The 19,646-nt window shown below is 44.9% G+C and carries 17 protein-coding genes; 11 read left to right on the top strand and 6 right to left on the bottom strand.

The window, feature by feature from the left end:
- Positions 1-7: 7 nt before the first annotated feature.
- The 3 genes from DUK53_RS08370 to DUK53_RS08360 are packed head-to-tail and all read right to left on the bottom strand — an operon-like array spanning position 8 to position 3,512.
- Positions 8-1,243, bottom strand: coding sequence for an ABC transporter permease (locus DUK53_RS08370; RefSeq protein ID WP_036091183.1), 1,236 nt, complete (start codon positions 1,241-1,243; stop codon positions 8-10).
- Entirely contained in the window at positions 1,236-2,132 is an 897-nt protein-coding gene (locus tag DUK53_RS08365) for an ABC transporter ATP-binding protein (RefSeq protein WP_036091185.1), read from the bottom strand. Before DUK53_RS08365 ends, DUK53_RS08370 begins: the two co-directional genes overlap by 8 nt.
- A gap of 24 nt (positions 2,133-2,156) precedes the next feature.
- Positions 2,157-3,512 (bottom strand): AcpB/EbpR/MafR family transcriptional regulator, encoded by a 1,356-nt coding sequence (locus DUK53_RS08360; protein WP_161564228.1) that lies wholly within the window; start codon positions 3,510-3,512, stop codon positions 2,157-2,159.
- 239 nt (positions 3,513-3,751) lie between these two features.
- On the opposite strand from DUK53_RS08360, the gene DUK53_RS08355 reads away from it, so the two are divergent.
- The 4 genes from DUK53_RS08355 to DUK53_RS08340 all read left to right on the top strand — a co-directional run bounded on the left by DUK53_RS08355 (position 3,752) and on the right by DUK53_RS08340 (position 7,703).
- Positions 3,752-4,399, top strand: coding sequence for a GntR family transcriptional regulator (locus tag DUK53_RS08355; protein WP_036091190.1), 648 nt, complete (start codon positions 3,752-3,754; stop codon positions 4,397-4,399).
- Positions 4,400-4,758: 359 nt separating this feature from the next.
- Complete coding sequence (locus DUK53_RS08350; protein WP_036132909.1) at positions 4,759-5,502, top strand: (Fe-S)-binding protein; 744 nt, start codon at positions 4,759-4,761, stop codon at positions 5,500-5,502.
- Positions 5,503-5,517: 15 nt separating this feature from the next.
- Positions 5,518-6,990, top strand: coding sequence for a LutB/LldF family L-lactate oxidation iron-sulfur protein (locus DUK53_RS08345; protein WP_036132907.1), 1,473 nt, complete (start codon positions 5,518-5,520; stop codon positions 6,988-6,990).
- The gene (locus DUK53_RS08340) at positions 6,987-7,703 is read left to right on the top strand and encodes a LutC/YkgG family protein (protein ID WP_036091197.1); all 717 of its coding nucleotides are present in this window, start codon (positions 6,987-6,989) and stop codon (positions 7,701-7,703) included. The genes DUK53_RS08345 and DUK53_RS08340 overlap by 4 nt, the downstream gene beginning before the upstream one ends.
- A gap of 60 nt (positions 7,704-7,763) precedes the next feature.
- Here DUK53_RS08340 and DUK53_RS08335 read toward each other — a convergent pair whose 3' ends face one another.
- Positions 7,764-8,408: a cyclic nucleotide-binding domain-containing protein gene (locus DUK53_RS08335; RefSeq protein ID WP_036132905.1), complete on the bottom strand. Its 645-nt coding sequence runs from the start codon at positions 8,406-8,408 to the stop codon at positions 7,764-7,766.
- A gap of 323 nt (positions 8,409-8,731) precedes the next feature.
- Between DUK53_RS08335 and DUK53_RS08330 the strand changes: the two genes are divergently transcribed.
- Complete coding sequence (locus DUK53_RS08330; RefSeq protein ID WP_036132903.1) at positions 8,732-11,077, top strand: cation-translocating P-type ATPase; 2,346 nt, start codon at positions 8,732-8,734, stop codon at positions 11,075-11,077.
- A 50-nt stretch (positions 11,078-11,127) separates the two neighbouring features.
- On the opposite strand, the gene DUK53_RS08325 is transcribed toward DUK53_RS08330, so the two are convergent.
- Together DUK53_RS08325 and DUK53_RS08320 are read right to left on the bottom strand one after the other, a co-directional pair.
- Positions 11,128-12,483 carry an aspartate kinase gene (locus DUK53_RS08325; protein ID WP_036132901.1) on the bottom strand — a complete coding sequence of 452 codons (1,356 nt, stop codon included), beginning with the start codon at positions 12,481-12,483 and terminating at the stop codon, positions 11,128-11,130.
- Positions 12,484-12,675: 192 nt separating this feature from the next.
- The gene (locus DUK53_RS08320) at positions 12,676-14,637 is read right to left on the bottom strand and encodes a fructose-1,6-bisphosphatase (protein WP_036091206.1); all 1,962 of its coding nucleotides are present in this window, start codon (positions 14,635-14,637) and stop codon (positions 12,676-12,678) included.
- Between the two features lie 155 nt (positions 14,638-14,792).
- Here DUK53_RS08320 and DUK53_RS08315 point away from each other — a divergent pair, with 155 nt between their 5' ends.
- The 6 genes from DUK53_RS08315 (at position 14,793) to DUK53_RS08290 (ending at position 19,641) form a co-directional block, all read left to right on the top strand.
- Positions 14,793-15,518 (top strand): gamma-glutamyl-gamma-aminobutyrate hydrolase family protein, encoded by a 726-nt coding sequence (locus tag DUK53_RS08315; RefSeq protein ID WP_036091208.1) that lies wholly within the window; start codon positions 14,793-14,795, stop codon positions 15,516-15,518.
- Positions 15,519-15,590: 72 nt separating this feature from the next.
- The gene (gene psiE, locus DUK53_RS08310; protein ID WP_036091692.1) at positions 15,591-16,004 is read left to right on the top strand and encodes a phosphate-starvation-inducible protein PsiE; all 414 of its coding nucleotides are present in this window, start codon (positions 15,591-15,593) and stop codon (positions 16,002-16,004) included.
- Positions 16,005-16,022: 18 nt separating this feature from the next.
- Positions 16,023-16,622, top strand: coding sequence for a short chain dehydrogenase (locus DUK53_RS08305; protein ID WP_036091210.1), 600 nt, complete (start codon positions 16,023-16,025; stop codon positions 16,620-16,622).
- Between the two features lie 13 nt (positions 16,623-16,635).
- Entirely contained in the window at positions 16,636-17,013 is a 378-nt protein-coding gene (locus tag DUK53_RS08300; protein ID WP_036091211.1) for an OsmC family protein, read from the top strand.
- Between the two features lie 329 nt (positions 17,014-17,342).
- Complete coding sequence (locus tag DUK53_RS08295; RefSeq protein ID WP_036132899.1) at positions 17,343-18,626, top strand: glycosyltransferase family 4 protein; 1,284 nt, start codon at positions 17,343-17,345, stop codon at positions 18,624-18,626.
- Entirely contained in the window at positions 18,619-19,641 is a 1,023-nt protein-coding gene (locus tag DUK53_RS08290) for a glycosyltransferase family 4 protein (protein ID WP_036091215.1), read from the top strand. The genes DUK53_RS08295 and DUK53_RS08290 overlap by 8 nt, the downstream gene beginning before the upstream one ends.
- Positions 19,642-19,646: the final 5 nt, after the last annotated feature.

Below are 19,646 nucleotides of genomic sequence, written 5' to 3'. Positions count from 1 at the left end.
CTCTTTTCTAGTCGCGTTTCGCATATTTTAAGGATGTTTTCCAAGTTTTGAATAGGCCGTCGTTTGTATAAAGAAGTACGTTGCCGCGGTAAAGTCGGATCGCTAGCCAGAACGCGAGGGCGTTGGTTAGGGCAAGGATGCCGAGCGAGATGAAGATACCAGTGGCATCAACGGCGAGCAGGTCCATCCGGGCAAGCATCATCATCGGTGAGAACGTCGGCACGTAAGAACCGATCACGACGAGCATGTTATTCGGTGCATTAGCGGCTGCAATCGAGCCCCAGTAGCCAATGATGGCAAACATTGTCATCGGATACATGAACTGCGATACGGTTTCGACATTTGGTGCCATCGAGCCGATAATCGCAGAGAGCAGGATATAGAGTAGCAAGCCAAGGACGACGAATAGCAGGTTTAGAATGAGATAATACGTCGGGAACTGGGCGAGTTGGTCCAGAATTCCTTGAATCATCTCGGTGTTTTTACCGCCAATCATGACGACCGCAATACAGAGTCCGTAAAAGGCAATCTGGGTGAGCAACATGAGTAGAATCGCGGTCAATTTCGCCATTAAATGGGTGGTTGACGAGACGCTGGATAAAATGATTTCCATAATCCGTGTGCCTTTTTCGTTCGCGATTTCTGCTGCCACAATGCTGGCGTAACTCATCACGAAGATAAAAATCACGAGTGTCAGCATCAAAATCGCTGCGCTCATCGCTTCTTTTTGGCTGTTGGTTAATTGATCGTTGGATAGCAACTCGTTCTTGACTGGAACTGGTGTGGTGAGGCTCGCGAGTTGTTTTTCTGTAATGTTGTATTCTTTGATTTTCTGCTGCAAGGTCACGCTGGTTATGTCGTTTTGTAAGGCGGTGATGAGGGCGTTTCCTGCGGTTTCTTGGGATGTGTAAACGGCTTTGACTTCGTTGCCCAGTGGCGCGATCGTTACGAAGCCTTCGATATCACCAGCTGTCAGTGCTTTTTTTGCTGCCTTCTCGGTTTCGATTTTTTTGTCGACTTTGAAATTGGCTTTATCTGCGGCAATGGCCATGGAGAAAGCTGGATTTTCAGAGATGACGGCGATTTTTGTAGGTTCGTCACCGCCGCCGAAGTAGTCGACGATTTTTGGCAGGGCAAAGATTGCCGCGCCGATAAGTAGTGGGAGAAGTAGGGAGATTAGGAATGATTTCGTTTTGACGCGGCGTTTGTAGACTTGTGATGTGATGACCCAGAATTTACTCATTCGTCTCACCTGCTTTCCATTTAAAAATTTCTTCGAGTGTTGGTGGCTCTAGGCTAAACATTGGAATGAAGCCGTCTTTCGTGACAAAATCGAACACGGTATTGGCATCGGATTCTTCTGCTAAGTGGACGATTCGAATGCCTTTGTGGTTCTCGATTTGCGTGACGCCAGGTAAGGCGGCTAGCGCTTCTGTTGGATGCGGTGCGTCAAGCATGATGCGTTTGCGCCCAAAACTGTTTTTGACGTCTTTGGATTTGCCGCGTAACACGGTTTTGCCTTGTTTTAGCATCACGAGCGAGTCGCATAATTCATCGACATTTTCCATGCGATGACTTGAGAAAATAATTGTTGCGCCGTCTGCTTTGAGATCGAAAACGAATTTCTTCAGGATTTCGGCGTTGACAGGATCGAGGCCGCTGAATGGTTCATCGAGAATAACTAGCTTGGGACGGTGAATAATTGTGCTGATCAGTTGAATTTTTTGCTGGTTCCCTTTGGATAGCGTTTTGACGAGATCGGTCTTTTTGCCGACGATTTCCGCGCGTTCCATCCAAAGATCGATTTCTGGCTTGATTTTAGCGCGAGAATAGCCTTTTAACTCTGCGAAAAAGGTGATTTGATCCTCAATCGTGACGTTTGGATAAAGGCCGCGTTCTTCTGGAAGATAGCCGATGATGTCGGTGTTTATTTTGGTGATGTCCTGGTTGTCCCAGAGAATTTCGCCGCTATTTGGACGTAAAAAATTAAGAATAAGGCGGAATGTGGTTGTTTTTCCAGCTCCGTTTTGGCCGATTAAACCGAGAATTTCGCCTTCATTAATCTGGAAATGTAAATCATCGACGGCTGTTTTTGCGCCGAATTGTTTGGACACGTTATTGACTTGTAGCATGTGGATATCAGCTCCTTTTTTGGTTTACAGTAGTTCTTCTTTTTGATGTGTTCTTTCGTTAATATAGGCGTCGAGCATCTGCCAGTCGCGCAATGTCGGGTTGGTATTCCAGACGAGTTGTGGGACGGTGCTATGAGGTAGCGGCAGGTCCGTAATGATGAAATCGGCTTGTGGATGCCCGCTACCAACGATGATAAGTTGCTGCGCGGAATAGCGTGAGCGAATCGTTTTCTTCACAAGATCCTCCCATAAAAAACCGTTCTGTGAGAAAATTTTCGCGGTTAAACTTGCTGGCCGCGTGGTGCGTTCCATGGCGGTTTGGATGCTAATTCCAATGCGATACATCAGGACATCATGGTTCTCGCGTAAATAGGCGTAAATGGATTCCTTGGCAAACGTTTGAAAAATAGTCGCAATCTGCTTCTCTAAATCAGGGGATAAAATGTGCTCTTCCTTAATCAAAAAACGCTCTTGTGCTAGGAAAAGCGGACTTTCGACGGCATGAAACATGGAAAAGGTATCAATGAGACTAACCATTAAATCGTCCGCATCCCAGCCAATCTTCGGCAAAATATTGAAAATTGTTTCCACAAGCCGATACGTTACTGGATTGATTTCTTTGCATGTTTCGATGCGCGCTGTTCTAGATTTTTCAGAATTGTAGGATTTAGAACAAAAGAAAATGCAGGACAAGATGAAAATCGATTCGGATTCTGAAATCTCGATATGTGTCGTATCGGCCAAGATTTGAAAAGCTTCCGCGAGATTGTTGCGTTTATTATATGCTTCCCACGTGCGCGTCGTTCTTTCACCGCGCGGGTCGATGGGATAACCGCGTTTGATGCGAGTCAAGGAAAGTCCCACCCAAGCCGCGTATTGAATTTTGGCAGCGGGGGAGAAATAGATATCTAATTTTCGCATAATATCTTCAATAAAGCCATCGATAATTTCCCAGTGGATGCCCATGAAAAACAAGTCTTGGGCGGGGTAGGCGTTAAAGAATAGGTCGTAAAATAGGAAACGGATTTGCGATTCTTTGCCAATGAGGTGGAGTGGCTTATTCTCGAGTTGGAGGTGAATCGACTTTAAATAGCGGTGAACAGGCGTTAATTTACGGTAGATGGTTGCTGGACTTACAAAATTTTCTTGACACCAAGCCGCGAGTGAAATCTCTTTTTCATCGTAAATATCATAGCAAAGCCGGAATAAATAGGTTTCTGAGAAGAAGGCGGAAAATAGGTGAATAAAGTTCTCATCTATTGGTTTTTCTAATAGGATGCCCTCGGTTGTATTGATAAGTTGCCATTTTTCGGGTAGCGTGTTTTCTAGATTTTTAATATCGCGAGCGAGTGTTTTTTGGAACAGCGCACGATTTTGCAAATTTCTTGGCGATCCCAGATTTTATGGTCAGATAAAAGGACTTTAATGATGCGTAATTGGCGTTCTTTATCTTTTTCTAAAATACCGTTCATGGTGACATCATCCTTCCTCGGTTTATCAAACTTCTTATTTTTGCTGTTCTTCAAAGTCAACTTTGAGAGAGTATCCTCTTTTTTAGTTGGTTTATATGGTTTACAATGAATAGAGATACCAATAAGCGAAAAAAGCAGGTAATAACTATGATTTTAAACAATGATCGCGTAGCAGATGAGATTTATGCTTCTATAAAAACGGCGGTTCTTTGCCAAAAATATAAAATTGGTGACACGATTGAGGTGCAGAATTTGGCAGCTGAATTTGGCGTGTCGAGTCATATTGCAGAGCAGGCACTCCAATTATTATGTCAAAGAGGACTGCTGAATCAGCTTACGACCGATATGTATGACGTGAAGGAAACGCATACCAAAGAATTTTATTACTCAGGTCGGTTCCAAATCATGTTTTTGAATATGGAATATATTATCCAGCGATTGAAAGAAACGAATGTTCCGATTGTAAAAAGTCCACTCATTATACATGTGGAGGCGATGAAGGACGGGGTTCAGAATCGCGATTATACAGCTTATATTGATGCATGTGAGGGATTCTATTTAGAACTTTGCAAACAGGCGAGTATGAGCATTTTAGGTAAAAGTTTGAGAACAATCAATGAGCAGTTAACCGCGTTTGATGACATATTTGGCAAGAAGTTTTTGTTGACGTCATCTATGTGTACGGTTGAAGCTGTGGAACTTATTTTGGTTGCGCTGGAAGATCGCGATTACGAGCGGGCAATCAGTGTTGTGCAGCAATTGTATCATTATTATATTTCCTTGTTGGTCGATTAGGCTTGCTCCTTTTAATAGTAGCGCTTTCGGCGAGATAATGCCATTAAAAAATTCGATTTGTTAGGAAAAATTTAATTTGGAGATAAAACGGCTTTTTGATGTGGGAGGACTGCATTGGAAAGCTGTTTTTTGATGTTGGGAAAATTGGATGAAATACAGGGGAAACCACTTTTAAACCTCACATATTAGTGGTTTTTGTTTTGGTAATGAATGTATTGGGAAGTGGCTTCCTGACTGGATTTCTATCGCAAGTGTTCGATAAGTCGTTATTTTTCAAGGGTTTCCATTCGTTTTTCGCTATTTTTTATGCTAGAATTTAATGGTAGAAGAAGATGTAAAAGATAATGGAGGCGTATAAGATGAAAGTCAGTATTTTTTCGACGTGTCTTGTGGACATGATGTTTCCGAATGTTGGGGTTGCGATGGTGGAATGCTTGGAACGGCTGGGATGTGAGACGGATTTCCCTGAGTCGCAGGTGTGTTGTGGGCAACCTACTTATAACAGCGGTTACATGGAGAAGACGCGGGCTACGTTGATTAATCAGTTGAAGGCGTTTAAGGATTCGGAATATGTCGTTGGACCATCGGGATCGTGCGTTGGTATGATGCGTGAGTATGCGGAGATTTTTAAGGGTGATCCGGAATATGCGGATGCGGCGCGGGAACTGGGCGAAAAAACCTATGAATTTTCGCAGTTTTTATATCATGTGTTGGGCGTGACGGATGTTGGCGCGACACTTGAGGGCAAGGCTACATATCATCGTTCGTGCCATATGACGCGGATTTTGGGTGAGAAAGAGGCGCCGTATGCGTTGCTTGCGGAGGTGCGCGGATTGGAATTAGTACCGTTACCACACGTGGAAAATTGTTGCGGGTTTGGCGGGACTTTTTCGGTGAAGATGCCGGCGATTTCGGAGCAGATGGTGGAGGAAAAAATGGCGGATGTTGTAGCGACGGATGCGGAGATTTTGATCAGCGCGGATATGGGTTGCTTGATGAATATTGGCGGAAAGTTTAATCGTGAGGGTAAGGAAATCAAGATTATGCATATCGCGGAAGTGTTGAATAGTAACGTCACAAAGCCTGTTCGGGCGACTGTTTAAGGGGGATTTTTGAAAATGGGACTATCGACGAGTACGAAGGATTTTGATACGCGGGTGAAGGAGAGTCTGGACGACGCGTTTATGCAAAAAGCGGTTGCCAAGGCGCAGGATGACCAGTGGGTGAAACGGGAAACGTCGCGGGAGAACTTGGGCAACTGGGAAGAGTGGCGTGATCTCGGGGAGCAGATTCGGCAGCATACGCTTGAGAACTTGGATTTTTATTTGGAGCAGTTTAGTGATAATGTGACGAAGAACGGTGGAAAAGTGTTTTTTGCGTCGACAGAACAGGAGGCGACGGATTATGTGAAAGACGTGATTCGGCAGAAAAATGCGAAGAAAATCGTGAAGTCGAAATCGATGGTGACGACGGAGATTGATTTGGATCGGTTGCTGCTTGAGATGGACGGGGTTTCGGTGATGGAGACGGATCTCGCGGAATTTATTTTGCAGATGGATGATTGGGATGAGCCGTCGCATATTGTTTTTCCGGATATACATAAGAACCGGGAGCAGATTCGGCTGGTTTTTAAGGAGAAGCTGGGGTATGACGGGGACAATGAGCCGGAGCATATGGCGCGGTTTGCACGTGAGGTGTTGCGGGAATTTTTCCTGGATGCGGATGTCGGGATTACGGGTTGTAATTTTGCGATTGCGAGCAGTGGCATGGTGAATTTGGTGACGAATGAGGGGAACGCGGATTTGTGCGAGAGCATTCCGGATACGCAGATTGTGTTGATGGGGATGGAGCGCATTGTGCCGAATATGGCGGACGCGGAAGTAATGGATAACTTGTTGTCGCGCAGTGCGGTCGGGCAGAGTTTGACGAGTTACATTACTTTTTCGGGGCCAAAATTGACGGAGGAATCGGATGGACCAGATGATTTTCATGTGGTGATTTTGGATAATAAACGTTCGGAGGCGCTGGGTACGGAGTTTCAGTCGGTGTTGCAATGTATTCGCTGCGGATCGTGTTTGAATGTGTGCCCGGTGTATCGGACGATTGGCGGACATGGTTATGGCTCGATTTATCCGGGTCCGATTGGCGCGGTGCTCTCGCCTGTACTTGGCGGTTACGAACAGTTTGGCGAGTTGCCTTACGCGTCGAGTTTGTGCGGTGCTTGTACGGATACGTGCCCTGTCAAAATTCCACTTCACGGTTTGTTGATCGAGCATCGGCGGGTGATGACGGATGAGCTGAAAATGGGACACGGTTTCGTGGATCAGCAAATGCGCTTTATCGCTAAGGCTACCTCGTCGCCGTTCTTGTTTAAGCAGGCGCTCAAATTTGGACATGTTGGTCTGGGTGTACTTGGTGCGAAACCGTCTACTACGACGGAAAATTTGTATCAGTATGGCGGTTTTATTAACGGTGGATTTGGTTTGATTAAAGGCTGGACGAGTGTGCGCGATTTGCCGAGACCGCCGAAAGAGCGCGATAATTTCCGATCATGGTATAAAAATCGGGAGCAGGGAGGTGCAGCGAAATGACAGCGACGGATAATCGGGAAGCATTTTTGAATGGGATTGCGGAGAAATTAGGCCGGGAACGGCGTCGGACAGGTGTGGTGAGACCAGAGCGCGTGCACACGATTGCAGATACGACGCTCACTGGGAAACCGCAGGACGAGTTGCTTGCGATTGCGAAAGAAGCTTGTTCGCGGATTCATACCGATGTGGTGGAAACGCCCGTCGCAGAACTTGCGGCGCACATCGAAAAAATCGCTACCAATTATGGTAACGAGTCGGTGCTTATTGCGGATGATCCACGTTTCGCGGAATTCGGATTGCAAAATTTAGCGGATAATGCATGGGACAATTGCGCGGTTTCGATTTGGAAAGAAGGGCGTGAGAATCGTGCGGCGAATATTGCGACGGCGGCAGACGCGAATATTGCGATTGCCTTCGCAGAGTTTCTCCTTGCTGAGAGTGGATCGGTCGTTGTGGAGTCGAGTCCGAAACAAGGCCGGACGCTTCATTTTTTACCAGTGCATTACATCGCGATTGTTCCAAAAAGCAAGATTGTACCGCGTTCCACACAAGCCGCAGACTATTATGATGCGCGTATTGCGAGCGGTCAGGAAATCGGTTCTTCCATCAACTTCATCTCAGGCCCGTCAAACTCCGGCGATATCGAGATGCAGCTTGTTGTCGGTGTTCATGGCCCGATTAGCGTTACGTATATTGTAGTAACAGATAAATAGGTCGAATAGAAAGTCATGTTTAGTCCAGCGCTAGGCATGATTTTTTATTCGACTTATTTTTTAGGCTTCGTTCTCTTCACCGATAAGAAGTACGCGGGCATTAAAGATAATGCGGCCTTCTTCCATCAATTGTTGTAAATGAGCCATCAGCGTACTAAGACTAACGCCAGCATAGTTCGCAATCATTTTTCTTGAAAAATATCTTGGTAATTCAATCATACCTTGGTCATCGGCTTTCGGGTTATAACGTGTCGCCAAGGTGTGGATGAACGCTGCAATCATATTTTTCGTGTCTAAAGTTGCTTGGATTTGCTTCTTCTCTAAACGACGTTGAATCGTTTGTAACATGTGATAGTGCTGTAATTGAATCTCTGCGTTCTCTGCAATTTTGTTAAATACATCGCTTTGTGCAAATCTCCAAACCGTTAATTCGTCTGTCAAAGCTTTTCCGAATAGTTGGCTAGAGTAGACGTTGTAATCTAGTAAATCACCTTCGCCAGCAAAATCAATCGCTACATTTTTATTGGAGAAAATACCGGCAACACCAGCTACAATCACAAAGATATAAGGCGTGTTGTTCGTTGCAGTCAATTCGATTTTGTCGTTCTTTTTTAATTCCAATCTTTCCTTGGCGATATCTGACTCGAGTAATGACGTAAGAAACTTCCCAGCTTGTATCTTTGTATCTAATGTATTTGTGTTCATATTATCTCCTCCTATGATTTTTTTTGGCGTTTCGTTAACTGCCTCTATAACCATTAAACCATGAATACGATTTTTGCGACATTCATTATTGTCATCGAAATGGACAGAAATGAAAAAATTGATTTTTATGGAATCTAATGTCGAAAAAAAGGGTAGTATATAATAGGTGATAAAAGTCGGAGAAATTATGAAAAAAGCCAAGAATCTCATCATATTTTTATTTTTCTCTGATATAATCTGGAGATGAATTAAATAGATGGAGTGATTGCTTCATTTGCTAGTTTTAAGAGAGTGTCATTCTAAAGCGAAAAGGATCTGGTGAGATGGAAAATAAAATGAAAACACCAGCAGGCTTAACTTCTAGTGAGGTTGCCGAGCGAGTAAAACATGGACAGGTCAATCACGCGCTGAAGCCACTAACGCGTAGTGTGCTTGGAATTATACGGGATAATACGTTTACGCTTTTTAATATGATAAATGTGGTCATCGCGAGCTTCATTATTCTTGTGGGAAGCTATCAAAACTTGCTGTTTTTGGGCGTCGCGCTCTGCAATACGGCGATGGGGATTTTTCAGGAGATCCGGGCGAAGCGGAATATCGATAAGTTGACAATTTTGACGCAGGCGAAGGTGAAATTCATGCGGGATGGCAAGCTTTGTGAACTGGAGCAGGACGAGCTCGTGCTTGGGGATGTGATGGTTCTGAATCGCGAAGATCAGATTTGTGCGGATGGCATGATTTTTCAGACGGATGGTTTGGAGGTCGATGAATCGCAGTTGACGGGTGAGGCTGAGCCAGTCGTGAAGCGTGCGGATGACTACGTGATGTCGGGCAGCTATATCGTCAGTGGGCAGGCGTACGTGAAGGTTTCCGCTGTCGGAGAGCACAGCTTTGTGTCGAAAATTTCGATGGAAGTGAAGCAGGAGAAGCGGCCAGATAGCGAGTTAATTCGCTCGATTAAGAAGATTATCAAAGTGTTGACGTTTATCATTATTCCGATTGGTTTGGCACTATTTTTCTCGAAGTATTTTCAAGGATTGCCGCTGAAGGAATCGGTGCTCGGGACGGCGGCTGCGATGATTGGGATGATTCCAGAAGGGCTCGTGCTTTTGACGAGTATCGCGCTGGCTGTTGGGGTTATTAACTTGGCGAAGCAGAAAGTGCTCGTGAAATCGATGCCGTGTATTGAGACATTGGCGCGTGTGGATGTGCTCTGTTTGGATAAAACGGGGACGATTACAGATGGAAAATTAGACGTGACGGATATCGTGTTGAAGCATCCGCGTGTGACGTCTTCGCAAATCGACGCTAGTGTTGGTGCCATTGTTGGTTCGCTTTCGGATAATAACGCGACCAGTATCGCGCTCGGAAAGCACTTCACGGAGAATCCAGATTGGCAAATCGAGAAGCGTATCCCGTTTTCTTCCGCGCGCAAATGGAGCGGTTGTAGTTTTACGGAAAAAGGAACGTTTTTGATCGGTGCGCCAGAGTTTATTTTCAGAGATTTATCTGCGGAAAATCGGCAGGAATTGGATGATTATGCGCATCAAGGTTTTCGAGTTTTGGCCGTGGCGCATTCGTTGGAAACATTGACAGAAAGCGTTTTGCCGGAGCAATGTGAGTTGTTGGCTTTCATTTTGATTGCGGATAATATTCGTGCGGAGGCGCCAGATACGTTCGCATTTTTCGCGGCGGAAGGTGTGTCGATTAAAGTTATTTCGGGAGACAATCCGGTGACGGTTTCCAATGTCGCGGTTCGTGCGGGCATTGCGAATGGTGATAAATACATTGATATGAGCGAAGTCGCGGAAGACGCCGATCTCTTGCCGATTATCGAAGCGTATACGGTTTTTGGTCGCGTAACCCCGCATCAAAAGAAAGATTTGATTAACACGTATAAAAATCAGGGACATACCGTTGCGATGACGGGTGATGGTGTCAATGATGTGCTCGCTTTAAAAGAAGCCAATTGTAGCATCGCGATGGCAGAAGGTAGTGACGCCGCGCGTAGCGTTTCCGATTTTGTCCTGCTATCGAATAATTTCGACTCGATGATTGGCGTTATGCGGGAAGGTCGGCGTGTTGTCAATAATATTGAGCGTGTGGCATCGCTTTACCTCATCAAAACGATGTATTCGACGGTACTCGCGCTCGCGTTCATTTTTCTAGCCGGCGCGTACCCATTCCAACCGATTCAACTTAGCCCAATCTCGGCGCTAACTGTTGGGATTCCGTCCTTCTTCTTAGCCTTAAAACCGAACTACGACCGCATTAAAGGACAATTCTTACACAAAGTACTACAAACATCCGTGCCCGCAGCGACATGCGTTATCACGTATATTATGCTTATCCTTGGGTTCGGAAACATGCTAGGTCTAAGTTTCGCGCAAACATCGACAATGAACGTGATGCTAACAGGCGCAACATGTTTCGTCGCCTTAATCAGCGTTGGACACCCATTCGGACGCAAAACAAAAGTACTTGTAGCAACGATGATGGCCGCATTTGTCTGCTTATTCTTATTCGGCGGCAAATTCTTCTCACTCGTATCGATTTTCGATTGGCAAATGATGCTTATCTATGTACCACTACTGGTATCATGTGGCCCACTTTATTGGTTCATTCGCCATACCATCATGCGTTTTGGCTGGGCTGGCGCAAGAGATTAAGGCACACAAAAAAATGGATCGACTCCGTAATCTCGGGTCGATCCATTTGCTCATTTTGCGTCAAAAAACTCATTATATAAGGCACGTACTGCTTTTTTCTCCTGTTCTTCCTTCACGCCGAACATAATGCTGACCTCCGACGAACCTTGGTTAATCATCTCAATATTGATTTTAGCTTCGGACAGAGCTTTCGAAGCGCGCGCCGTAGTTCCGACGTTATGCTTCATGGCTTCACCAACGACCATCACAAGCGCGATGCCGTGTTCGATAATGACTTCATCAGATGCCAACTCATTTTTCAAGCGATCCAACACAGTCGTTTCCGTCTGGCGATCCATCTGGTTTTCTCGCAAAATAATCGTTAAATCATCAATCCCAGAAGGCATATGCTCATACGTCAAGCCCACATCCTCCAAAATCTCCAACACTTTGCGGCCAAATCCAATCTCGCGGTTCATCAAATATTTCGTAATATAAATACTGCAAAAACCGCCATCACTCGCAATCCCGACAACAGGTCCATTCGTATTTTCACGATGATGAATCACACGCGTACCAGGCAATTCCGGACGATTCGTATTTTTAATTTGTACAGGAATCCCAGCTTGGAAGGCCGGAACGAGCGCCTCATCATGGAATACCGAAAAACCAGCGTAAGACAGCTCGCGCATTTCCCGATACGTCAGCTCCACAATCGCATTCGGCTTATGCACAATCGATGGATTCACTGCATAAACCGCATCGACATCCGTGAAATTCTCATAAACCTCCGCCTTCACACCGTTCGCCACAATCGCCCCCGTAATATCCGAGCCACTGCGCGAAAATGTGCTGATTTCGCCGTCCTTCGTATAGCCAAAGAACCCTGGAAAAACAACAATCCCGTCGCGTTCCAACAACTTATACAAGTTATCGTAACTCTCCGGCAAAACCTGGGCATTTCCTGGCTCATCGGTCACAAACAATCCCGCATCTTTCGGATTCACATAGTGCGCCTCCGTGCCTTGACTGCGGAAAAACGCGGCAATTAATTTCGCATTATTATCCTCGCCACTCGCTTTAATCCGGTCCATGTAGCGGTCGGGGTTCGCTTTATCCGAGTTCAGAAGCTCCTTGAAATCTCGCGTAATTCGCGCCATCACTTCCTCACTTAGTCCAAGCTCATCCGCAATCGAGGCATAGCGAGCCAAGACTTCCTGCTCCAAATCCGACGCCGTTTCCCCTAAAAGATGTTTCGCGCCACAATCAATTAATAAATCCGTTACCTTCACATCATCTGCAAAACGCTTACCAGGAGCTGATACAACAACGAATTTTCGCTTCGAATCCTCTACCACGATTTTGTATACTTTTTGTAGTTGCGTAGCCGAAGCCAGCGAACTTCCGCCGAATTTAATAACTTTCATTTTTCACACTCCTGCTTTCATTCATTTGGCTAAGTATTCTGTTAACGAGATTCCTAAAAACGCCTAGCCTGTATTATCTATCCATTATGACCGTTTTTGCTAGAAAAAACAATATGTTTTTAGAATTATTGGAATTTATTTAGATGAAAAAAATAGAAGTTCCGTGGAAAGGAACCTCTACTTTTGGTCTAGTTATCCGTGCCGTTCTTTAATCAAGCCTTGCCGATACGCGCCCAATAAGCATTTCAATTCATCAATTTGCTGCAATAAATCCTTCCCAATATCCGTATCACGAACGAGTTTCCGCTCGGTTTCGGTTTCAATCACTTGGCGTGTCGAGAGGATGTCGGTTTCTTGCTGAATCGCGTCCTCTGTCGAAGTAAACGGCTGATGGGACACGAGTTGCAGGCCAAAGGAGTTGTATAGCAACGTGTAACCCGCCAGACCTGTTGTTTTTTGGTAAGCAGGGGAGAAACCACCATCGATGACTAACATCTTGCCACCCGCCTTAATCGGACTCTCGCCTTTGCCTTCTTTGACAGGTGTGTGGCCGTTGATAATGTGCCCGCTGGAATCTAAATCGAATTCCGCTAGAATCTGATGGCAAACCTTTTCTTCGTTTCGCAGTTTATAATACGCGTTCTTTTTTTCAATATGCGTTTCTTTATCCTCCACAAAATAGCGTTCAAACGTCGTCATTTCGCTTTTTCCAAATAAGGAAGAGGCGGCGCCGGTCCAGAGATACCAAACGATATCGAGTGCATATTTCTTTTCAGGGGTGCCACTTGTTCGGAAATAGCCTTCGCGTGCGATTTGCTCAAATTGTTCCAGCAAAGCCCGCCCAGCGTATTTCTGCCCTTTTAGCGTCATCTCCATAAAACTACCATCTTCGTTCAACGGAATACAGCCGTGGTAAAGCAGGTTGCTATTGTAAGTCAAAACCATGCTTCCTTTGGCGTATAAAAACGAAACATGACGCTGCAGTTTTTCACAATTTTTGAAAGAGGAGACGAGTTTGTCGATCAGTTCGTGCTCTTCAGGCGTAAGGGCGTATGGATTAGCTGGGTCAATCGTTGGAAAATGGTGATCTTTGAGCGGATAGGTTTTTCCTTTAATGGTCACCGTCCCAGCTTCATAATCAATCATATCCAACAACAACCGATGCTCCATCTCGAATTCAGGATGGCGAGCAATGATTTCACCTTCCAGCTTAAACTGAATCACCGCAATCGCTTTATGCATCCGCGCAATCTGATTGATCTCGGTCGTACTTTGCTCGGTAATCGCGGTTTTCTGGGGCAAAAAGGCGGTACAAGGATCTTCACCATAATTTTCCTCGGCAAAAAGGGCAAGCGGACGAATCGAGATGCCGTAGCTGTCCTCGATAATATCCAGATTCAAATACCGACTCGAAATCCGCAAAACGTTGGCCAAACAAACGCGCGATCCACTCGCAGCACCCATCCAGAGCATGTCATGATTGCCCCACTGAAAATCGATGGAATGGTAGGACATCAAGGAATCCATAATTTTATCAGGATAAGGTCCGCGGTCATAGACGTCGCCAACAATATGTAAATGGTCCACCACGAGGCGCTGAATCAGTCGGGCAAGCGCGCCAATGAACTCAGCGGCACGATCAAGCGCGATAATACTCGTGATAATTTCCTGATAATAGAGCGATTTATCCATGACGAGATGATTTTCGTGCAGTAATTCTTGCAAAATATATTCAAAATCGGCAGGCATTGCTTTGCGGACCTTGGAGCGGGTATACTTAGAAGAGACGTGGACGCAGAGCTCAATCAATTGGAACAGCGTACTGCGATACCACAAATCAAGATTCTCCGTCGTTTCGGTGACCAAATCGAGCTTTTGTTCCGGATAATAGATTAAAGTTGCCAAACTATTAATCTCGGCGTCGGTCAGCCGATTCCCAAACACATCATGAATTTTTCGTTTGACAACACCGGAACCGTTGCGGATGACTTGCTCAAAAGCTTCATATTCCCCGTGTAAATCGCTCAGAAAATGCTCCGTGCCTTTCGGTAAATTGAGAATGGCCTCTAAATTAATGATTTCTGTGGCTGTGCTTGCGATGGTAGGATAGTTACGAGACAACAAACGTAAATACTTAAATTGGTCTGCTTGCATAAATATAATTCCTCCCTTTATAAAAGCCATATAATATTAATTGGTATAGTTCATTATAGAGAACGAAGACGTATTTCGCAAGGCAGATGATTCGAATTTTGAAAAACGGTTATGTACTATAGTAGAAAGTAAGCTTTGAGAGGATGCGATGGAAAATGACAGTCATTATCGGAATTTCGGGGACACGCCGCAGTATGGAGTTCCCACAAAATATATTTGAGGACCGCGCGACAGTGAATGATACGTATGTCAAAGCTGTTGCAAAAGCAGGAGGCGCACCGATTATTTTGCCGGTGACAGAAACGGGTTATGCGAAGGAAATCGTTGCGCATATCGATGGCTTGATACTTACAGGCGGTGATGATATTTCGCCGTTCTTATATGGGGAAGAACCATTGGCACGACTGAGTGGGACGCTACCAGATCGCGATTTATATGAGATGGAATTATTGAAAGAAACACTTGCGCAAAATAAACCGGTGTTAGCGATTTGCCGCGGTGTACAGCTGATGAATGTGGCGTTTGGTGGTTCGCTTTATCAAGATATTAGTTACGCGCCAGGCATTGAGCGGCAACATTTACAACACACCGATCCGGCTTTTCCGATTCATTCTGTCACCACAAAAGAGAATTCGGAGTTGAGGGCCATTTTTGGTGAGAAGACGATGGTGAACTCGCTACATCATCAAGTGATTAGAAACGTGGCGGCAGAATTTCATGCGACGGCTTGGGCATCGGATGGTGTGATTGAGGCGCTGGAACGCGAAGGAGATTTATTCGTCGTTGGTGTTCAGTGGCATCCTGAAATTATGGTGAAGCAGGATGATGAAATGTGCGCCTTATTCGAAACCTTCATTCAAAAAGTAGAAGCGAATAATTGAGTACAGCAAATGAATTCTAGGGCAAAATCTGGTACAATAGATAAACACACGAGAGGAGCTGGCAAACAGATGATAGAATCCATTAAAAAATGGTCGGATAAAACACCACGGTTATTGCGGGCTGCGTTAAATCTAGCATTGATTCTAGTGGCGGTGATACTTGTCATTGCGATGTTTAAAGAGATTTGGGAAATTTTTCACAGCATTTTTTATGATACTTCCGAGAGTTTTTATCAGATTACCGAAGAAATTTTGGTATTCTTTCTTTATTTTGAGTTTTTAGCCTTGATTATTAAATATTTTGAGATGGAGTACCATTTCCCGCTACGTTATTTTATTTACATCGGGATTACAGCGATTGTTCGCTACATTATTATCGATCATGAAAGTGCACTGGCGACGCTGTTTTTGTCCGGCGCGATTCTTGTACTTTTGATATCCCTTTTTGTTGCTAATACGAAGACGCTGCGGCGGGACACGAATTAGGTTTAGGAGGAATGTTAGATGAAAATAGTAGTAGTCGGCGCAACGGGGACGATTGGCAAAGCGATTGTCGCAAAATTAGAGCAGGAACACACGGTGATTATGGCGAGTCGTAAGGGTGCGGATGTGGCGGTGGATATGACGTCTCCCGCGAGCATCCAAGCGATGTATGAGCAAGTCGGAAAAATCGATGCGCTGGTCGTTGCTGCGGGTGCTGCTTATTTCGGACCGCTCACGACGATGACGCCGGAAAACAACGAGCAATCCATCGACGGCAAGCTAAAAGGACAAATGAATCTCGTCTTGTTGGGACTCGAATATCTGAACGATGGTGGTAGTTTTACACTTGTCACGGGAATCATGATGGATGATCCAATTAAACAAGGCGCCTCTGCTGCCATGGTGAACGGTGGGATTCGCTCATTCGTCAAATCAGCGGCGATTGAGATGCCACGAGGGATTCGAATTAACAGTGTAAGCCCAAACGTATTGCAAGAATCTTGGGATAAATACGCAGACTTTTTCGTAGGTTTCAACCCAGTTCCTGCCGAGCGAGTGGCGCAAGCATTTGTGAAAAGTATCCTTGGAGGCCAAACTGGTCAGAATTACGAAGTGTATTAGGAGGAATTAGAAAATGGATATAGTAAGAGGTACAAACGGTTTTGACGTGATTCATGAGAACGGAAATTGGCAGCTAAATCGCGATACAGGTTTTTCGCCAACACAAGCGACGGTCGCGGCCGTAGCAGCATGCAGCGGTTATGTATATGATTCTATTTTAGAAAAAAAGCGGATTGACTACACAATTGAGAATATCCATGCTGATTTTGAGCAAGATCAAGAAGCGGTCGTCCGTGTTTTAAAGAAAATCGAAGTAACCTTCACCTTAAAAGTCGCGCCAGAAAACCAAGCAAAGGCGGAAAAAGCGCTACATCTCGTGAAAAAATCATGCCCAGTTGCGATGTCCTTAGATCCAAAAATCGAGATTATCGAAAAAGTCATCTTCTCATAATAAAGACGTAGGTATGAGGAAAAATCAAACCATAGGCCTAGGTAATTTAGGCACCAATGTAGCATAATGTAATTATAAGTACCAAATGTGTCGACATTGTAGAAAAATAAAATGATTTTTTGGCTGAATTTTTGTTATAATAAGGATGGACAAGAAAAACCAGCGCGTCGCTAAATGCTTAGTTTCTAGGCGAAAGTGAGTACCAGAGCGGGATGTACTAGGGTGCACGGCAATGGGACGGAGCTTTTAATGACGAAAATATGCTGGAAAACAAGCTTGGGTAATGGCACGATGGTATTGTATCATGGTGTGGAGGGAAGGCGAAAACAGTGAACATAGGTATTTTTACAGATACTTTTTTTCCGCAGATTAGCGGTGTAGCAACATCAATTAAGACGATGGAAAAAGAGTTAACCAAACGAGGACACAATGTGTATATATTTACAACTTCAGACCCACAGGCTGACTTGGAGGCGGAACGAGGAAAAGTATTCCGTTTTTCAAGCATTCCGTTTGTGTTTTTTCCTGAGCGACGAATCGCAATGGCTGGAACGCAAAAGGTGGCCCGTTTAATTAAGCGTCTCGAAATTGATGTTATTCATACCCACACGGAATTTTCGATGGGGCTAATCGGGAAAAAGATGGCAAAAAAATTCGATCTTCCTGTTTTGCATACGTATCACACGATGTATGAAGATTATTTACACTATATTGGTAAGGGGAAACTGATTGGGCAAGGCGTTGTGCAGAAGTTAAGTCGTGCGTTCTGTGATTCGATGGATACGGTCATCGTGCCAACGGAGAAAGTACAGACGTCGCTTAGAAGTTACGGCATCGCCAATCATATTCGGATTATCCCGACTGGTACGGAATTTAAATCGTTTGAACCGGATCGATTTAAGCAAGCAGATTTAGCGCAGACCAAGGCGGATTTAGGTATTTTACCTGATGATAAAGTGGTCGTTTCGGTGGGACGTGTAGCGCAAGAAAAAGGTATCGACATTATCGTGAGAGCTTTTCCAAGTGTTTTGGCGAAGGTTCCTAATGCGAAATTGCTGATTGTTGGTGATGGACCTGCGCGTGCGGAGCTTGAAGAACTCGCGTTTACGGAAGATATTTCGAAATCGGTTATCTTTGCGGGAGAACAAGACTGGGAAACAATTGGTCGTTTTTATCAATTGGGCGATGTGTTTGTGAGCGCGTCTACATCGGAAACGCAAGGTATGACATATATTGAAGCGATGGCATCGGGAATTCCGGTGATTGCAAAAGCGGATCGCAGTAATGAGAATCTGATTTTGAATCGGAAAACGGGTCGTAGTTTTAGAGCGGATTGGGAGTTGCCTGAGGTGATGTGTGATATGTTGCAACAGCCTGAGGTGGCAGAACGTTTGGCAGCGAATGCGCTACAACATATTGGTAGTTTTTCCGCGGAACGGTTTGGTGCTAATATTGAACAAATTTACATGGAAGTATGCGAGAATTATGGCTGGGTCGATGGGCAAAGAACGTATGAGCCGCTTGATCAGTATACGGTGAGCAATTATGTTTTAAGCATTCCGTCGGCGGTTCTCCAAAAACGAGAGAAGAAAGTGAGAAAATATCATGAATAGAATTACGATGCTATCCTCTGCGGAAAAAGTAAAAGGACAGGGGGTAGCTTCTGCTTACCGAGAATTAATTAATTTAATGACGACACACCATGCGGATAAGTACGACGTGGCTATTAATACATATCGCAAATCTGAGATAACACACTATCATACGATTGATTTCCCGTTCTTTTTATCGACATTTGCGAAGAAACGGCGCGGCGTGATGGTCGGTTATGTGCATTTTTTGCCGGAGACGCTAGATGAGAGTCTAGAGCTTCCGTGGATTGCGAAAAAAGTTTTTTATAAATATGTGATTCTATTTTATAAGCGGATGGACGTGCTTGTTGTGGTGAATCCGTCGTTTATTCCGCAATTGGTGGCGTACGGTATACCAGAAGAGAAAATTAAGTACATTCCGAATTTCGTGTCCGCGAATACGTTTTACCCAATGGAGACGACTGAAAAAATGGCGCTGCGCAAGGAACATGGTATTGCGCCGGACGCGTTTGTGGCGATTGGTGTTGGGCAAGTACAGCATCGTAAAGGCGTTCTGGATTTCATTGAGGTCGCGAAACAGTTGCCGGAGATGCAGTTTATTTGGGCTGGCGGTTTTTCGTTTGGGAAAATCACGGCGGGCTACAAGGAATTGAAAGAAATTTATGATAATCCGCCTGCGAATGTACAGTTTCCTGGGATTGTCGAGCGTGCGGATATGAATGCGTATTATAATATGGCGGATGTGCTCTTTTTGCCGTCTTTTAACGAATTATTCCCGATGGCGATTCTTGAAGGAATGAGTAGCGGGCTTTCGGTATTGCTTCGCGATTTAGAGCTTTACGAAGGGATTCTCGCGGGGAATTACATGGAAGCGTCTGATGTGGCTGGGTTTAAAGCACAATTAGAACGGATGGCGACCGATAAGGCTTACTTAGAAACGGCCAAAGAAGGCGCGAAAAAAGGTGCGGCGTATTATTCAGAAGCCAGACTGACAGGATTGTGGCAGGAATTTTATGATGGGCTTTTGAAAGGATAGAGGCA

The organism is Listeria sp. SHR_NRA_18, assembly GCF_003856515.1.
GTDB classification, from domain to species: Bacteria; Bacillota; Bacilli; order Lactobacillales; family Listeriaceae; genus Listeria_A; species Listeria_A newyorkensis.
Note: the sequence above shows the minus strand (reverse complement) of the source record. Positions and strands in the feature narration are given on the sequence as shown.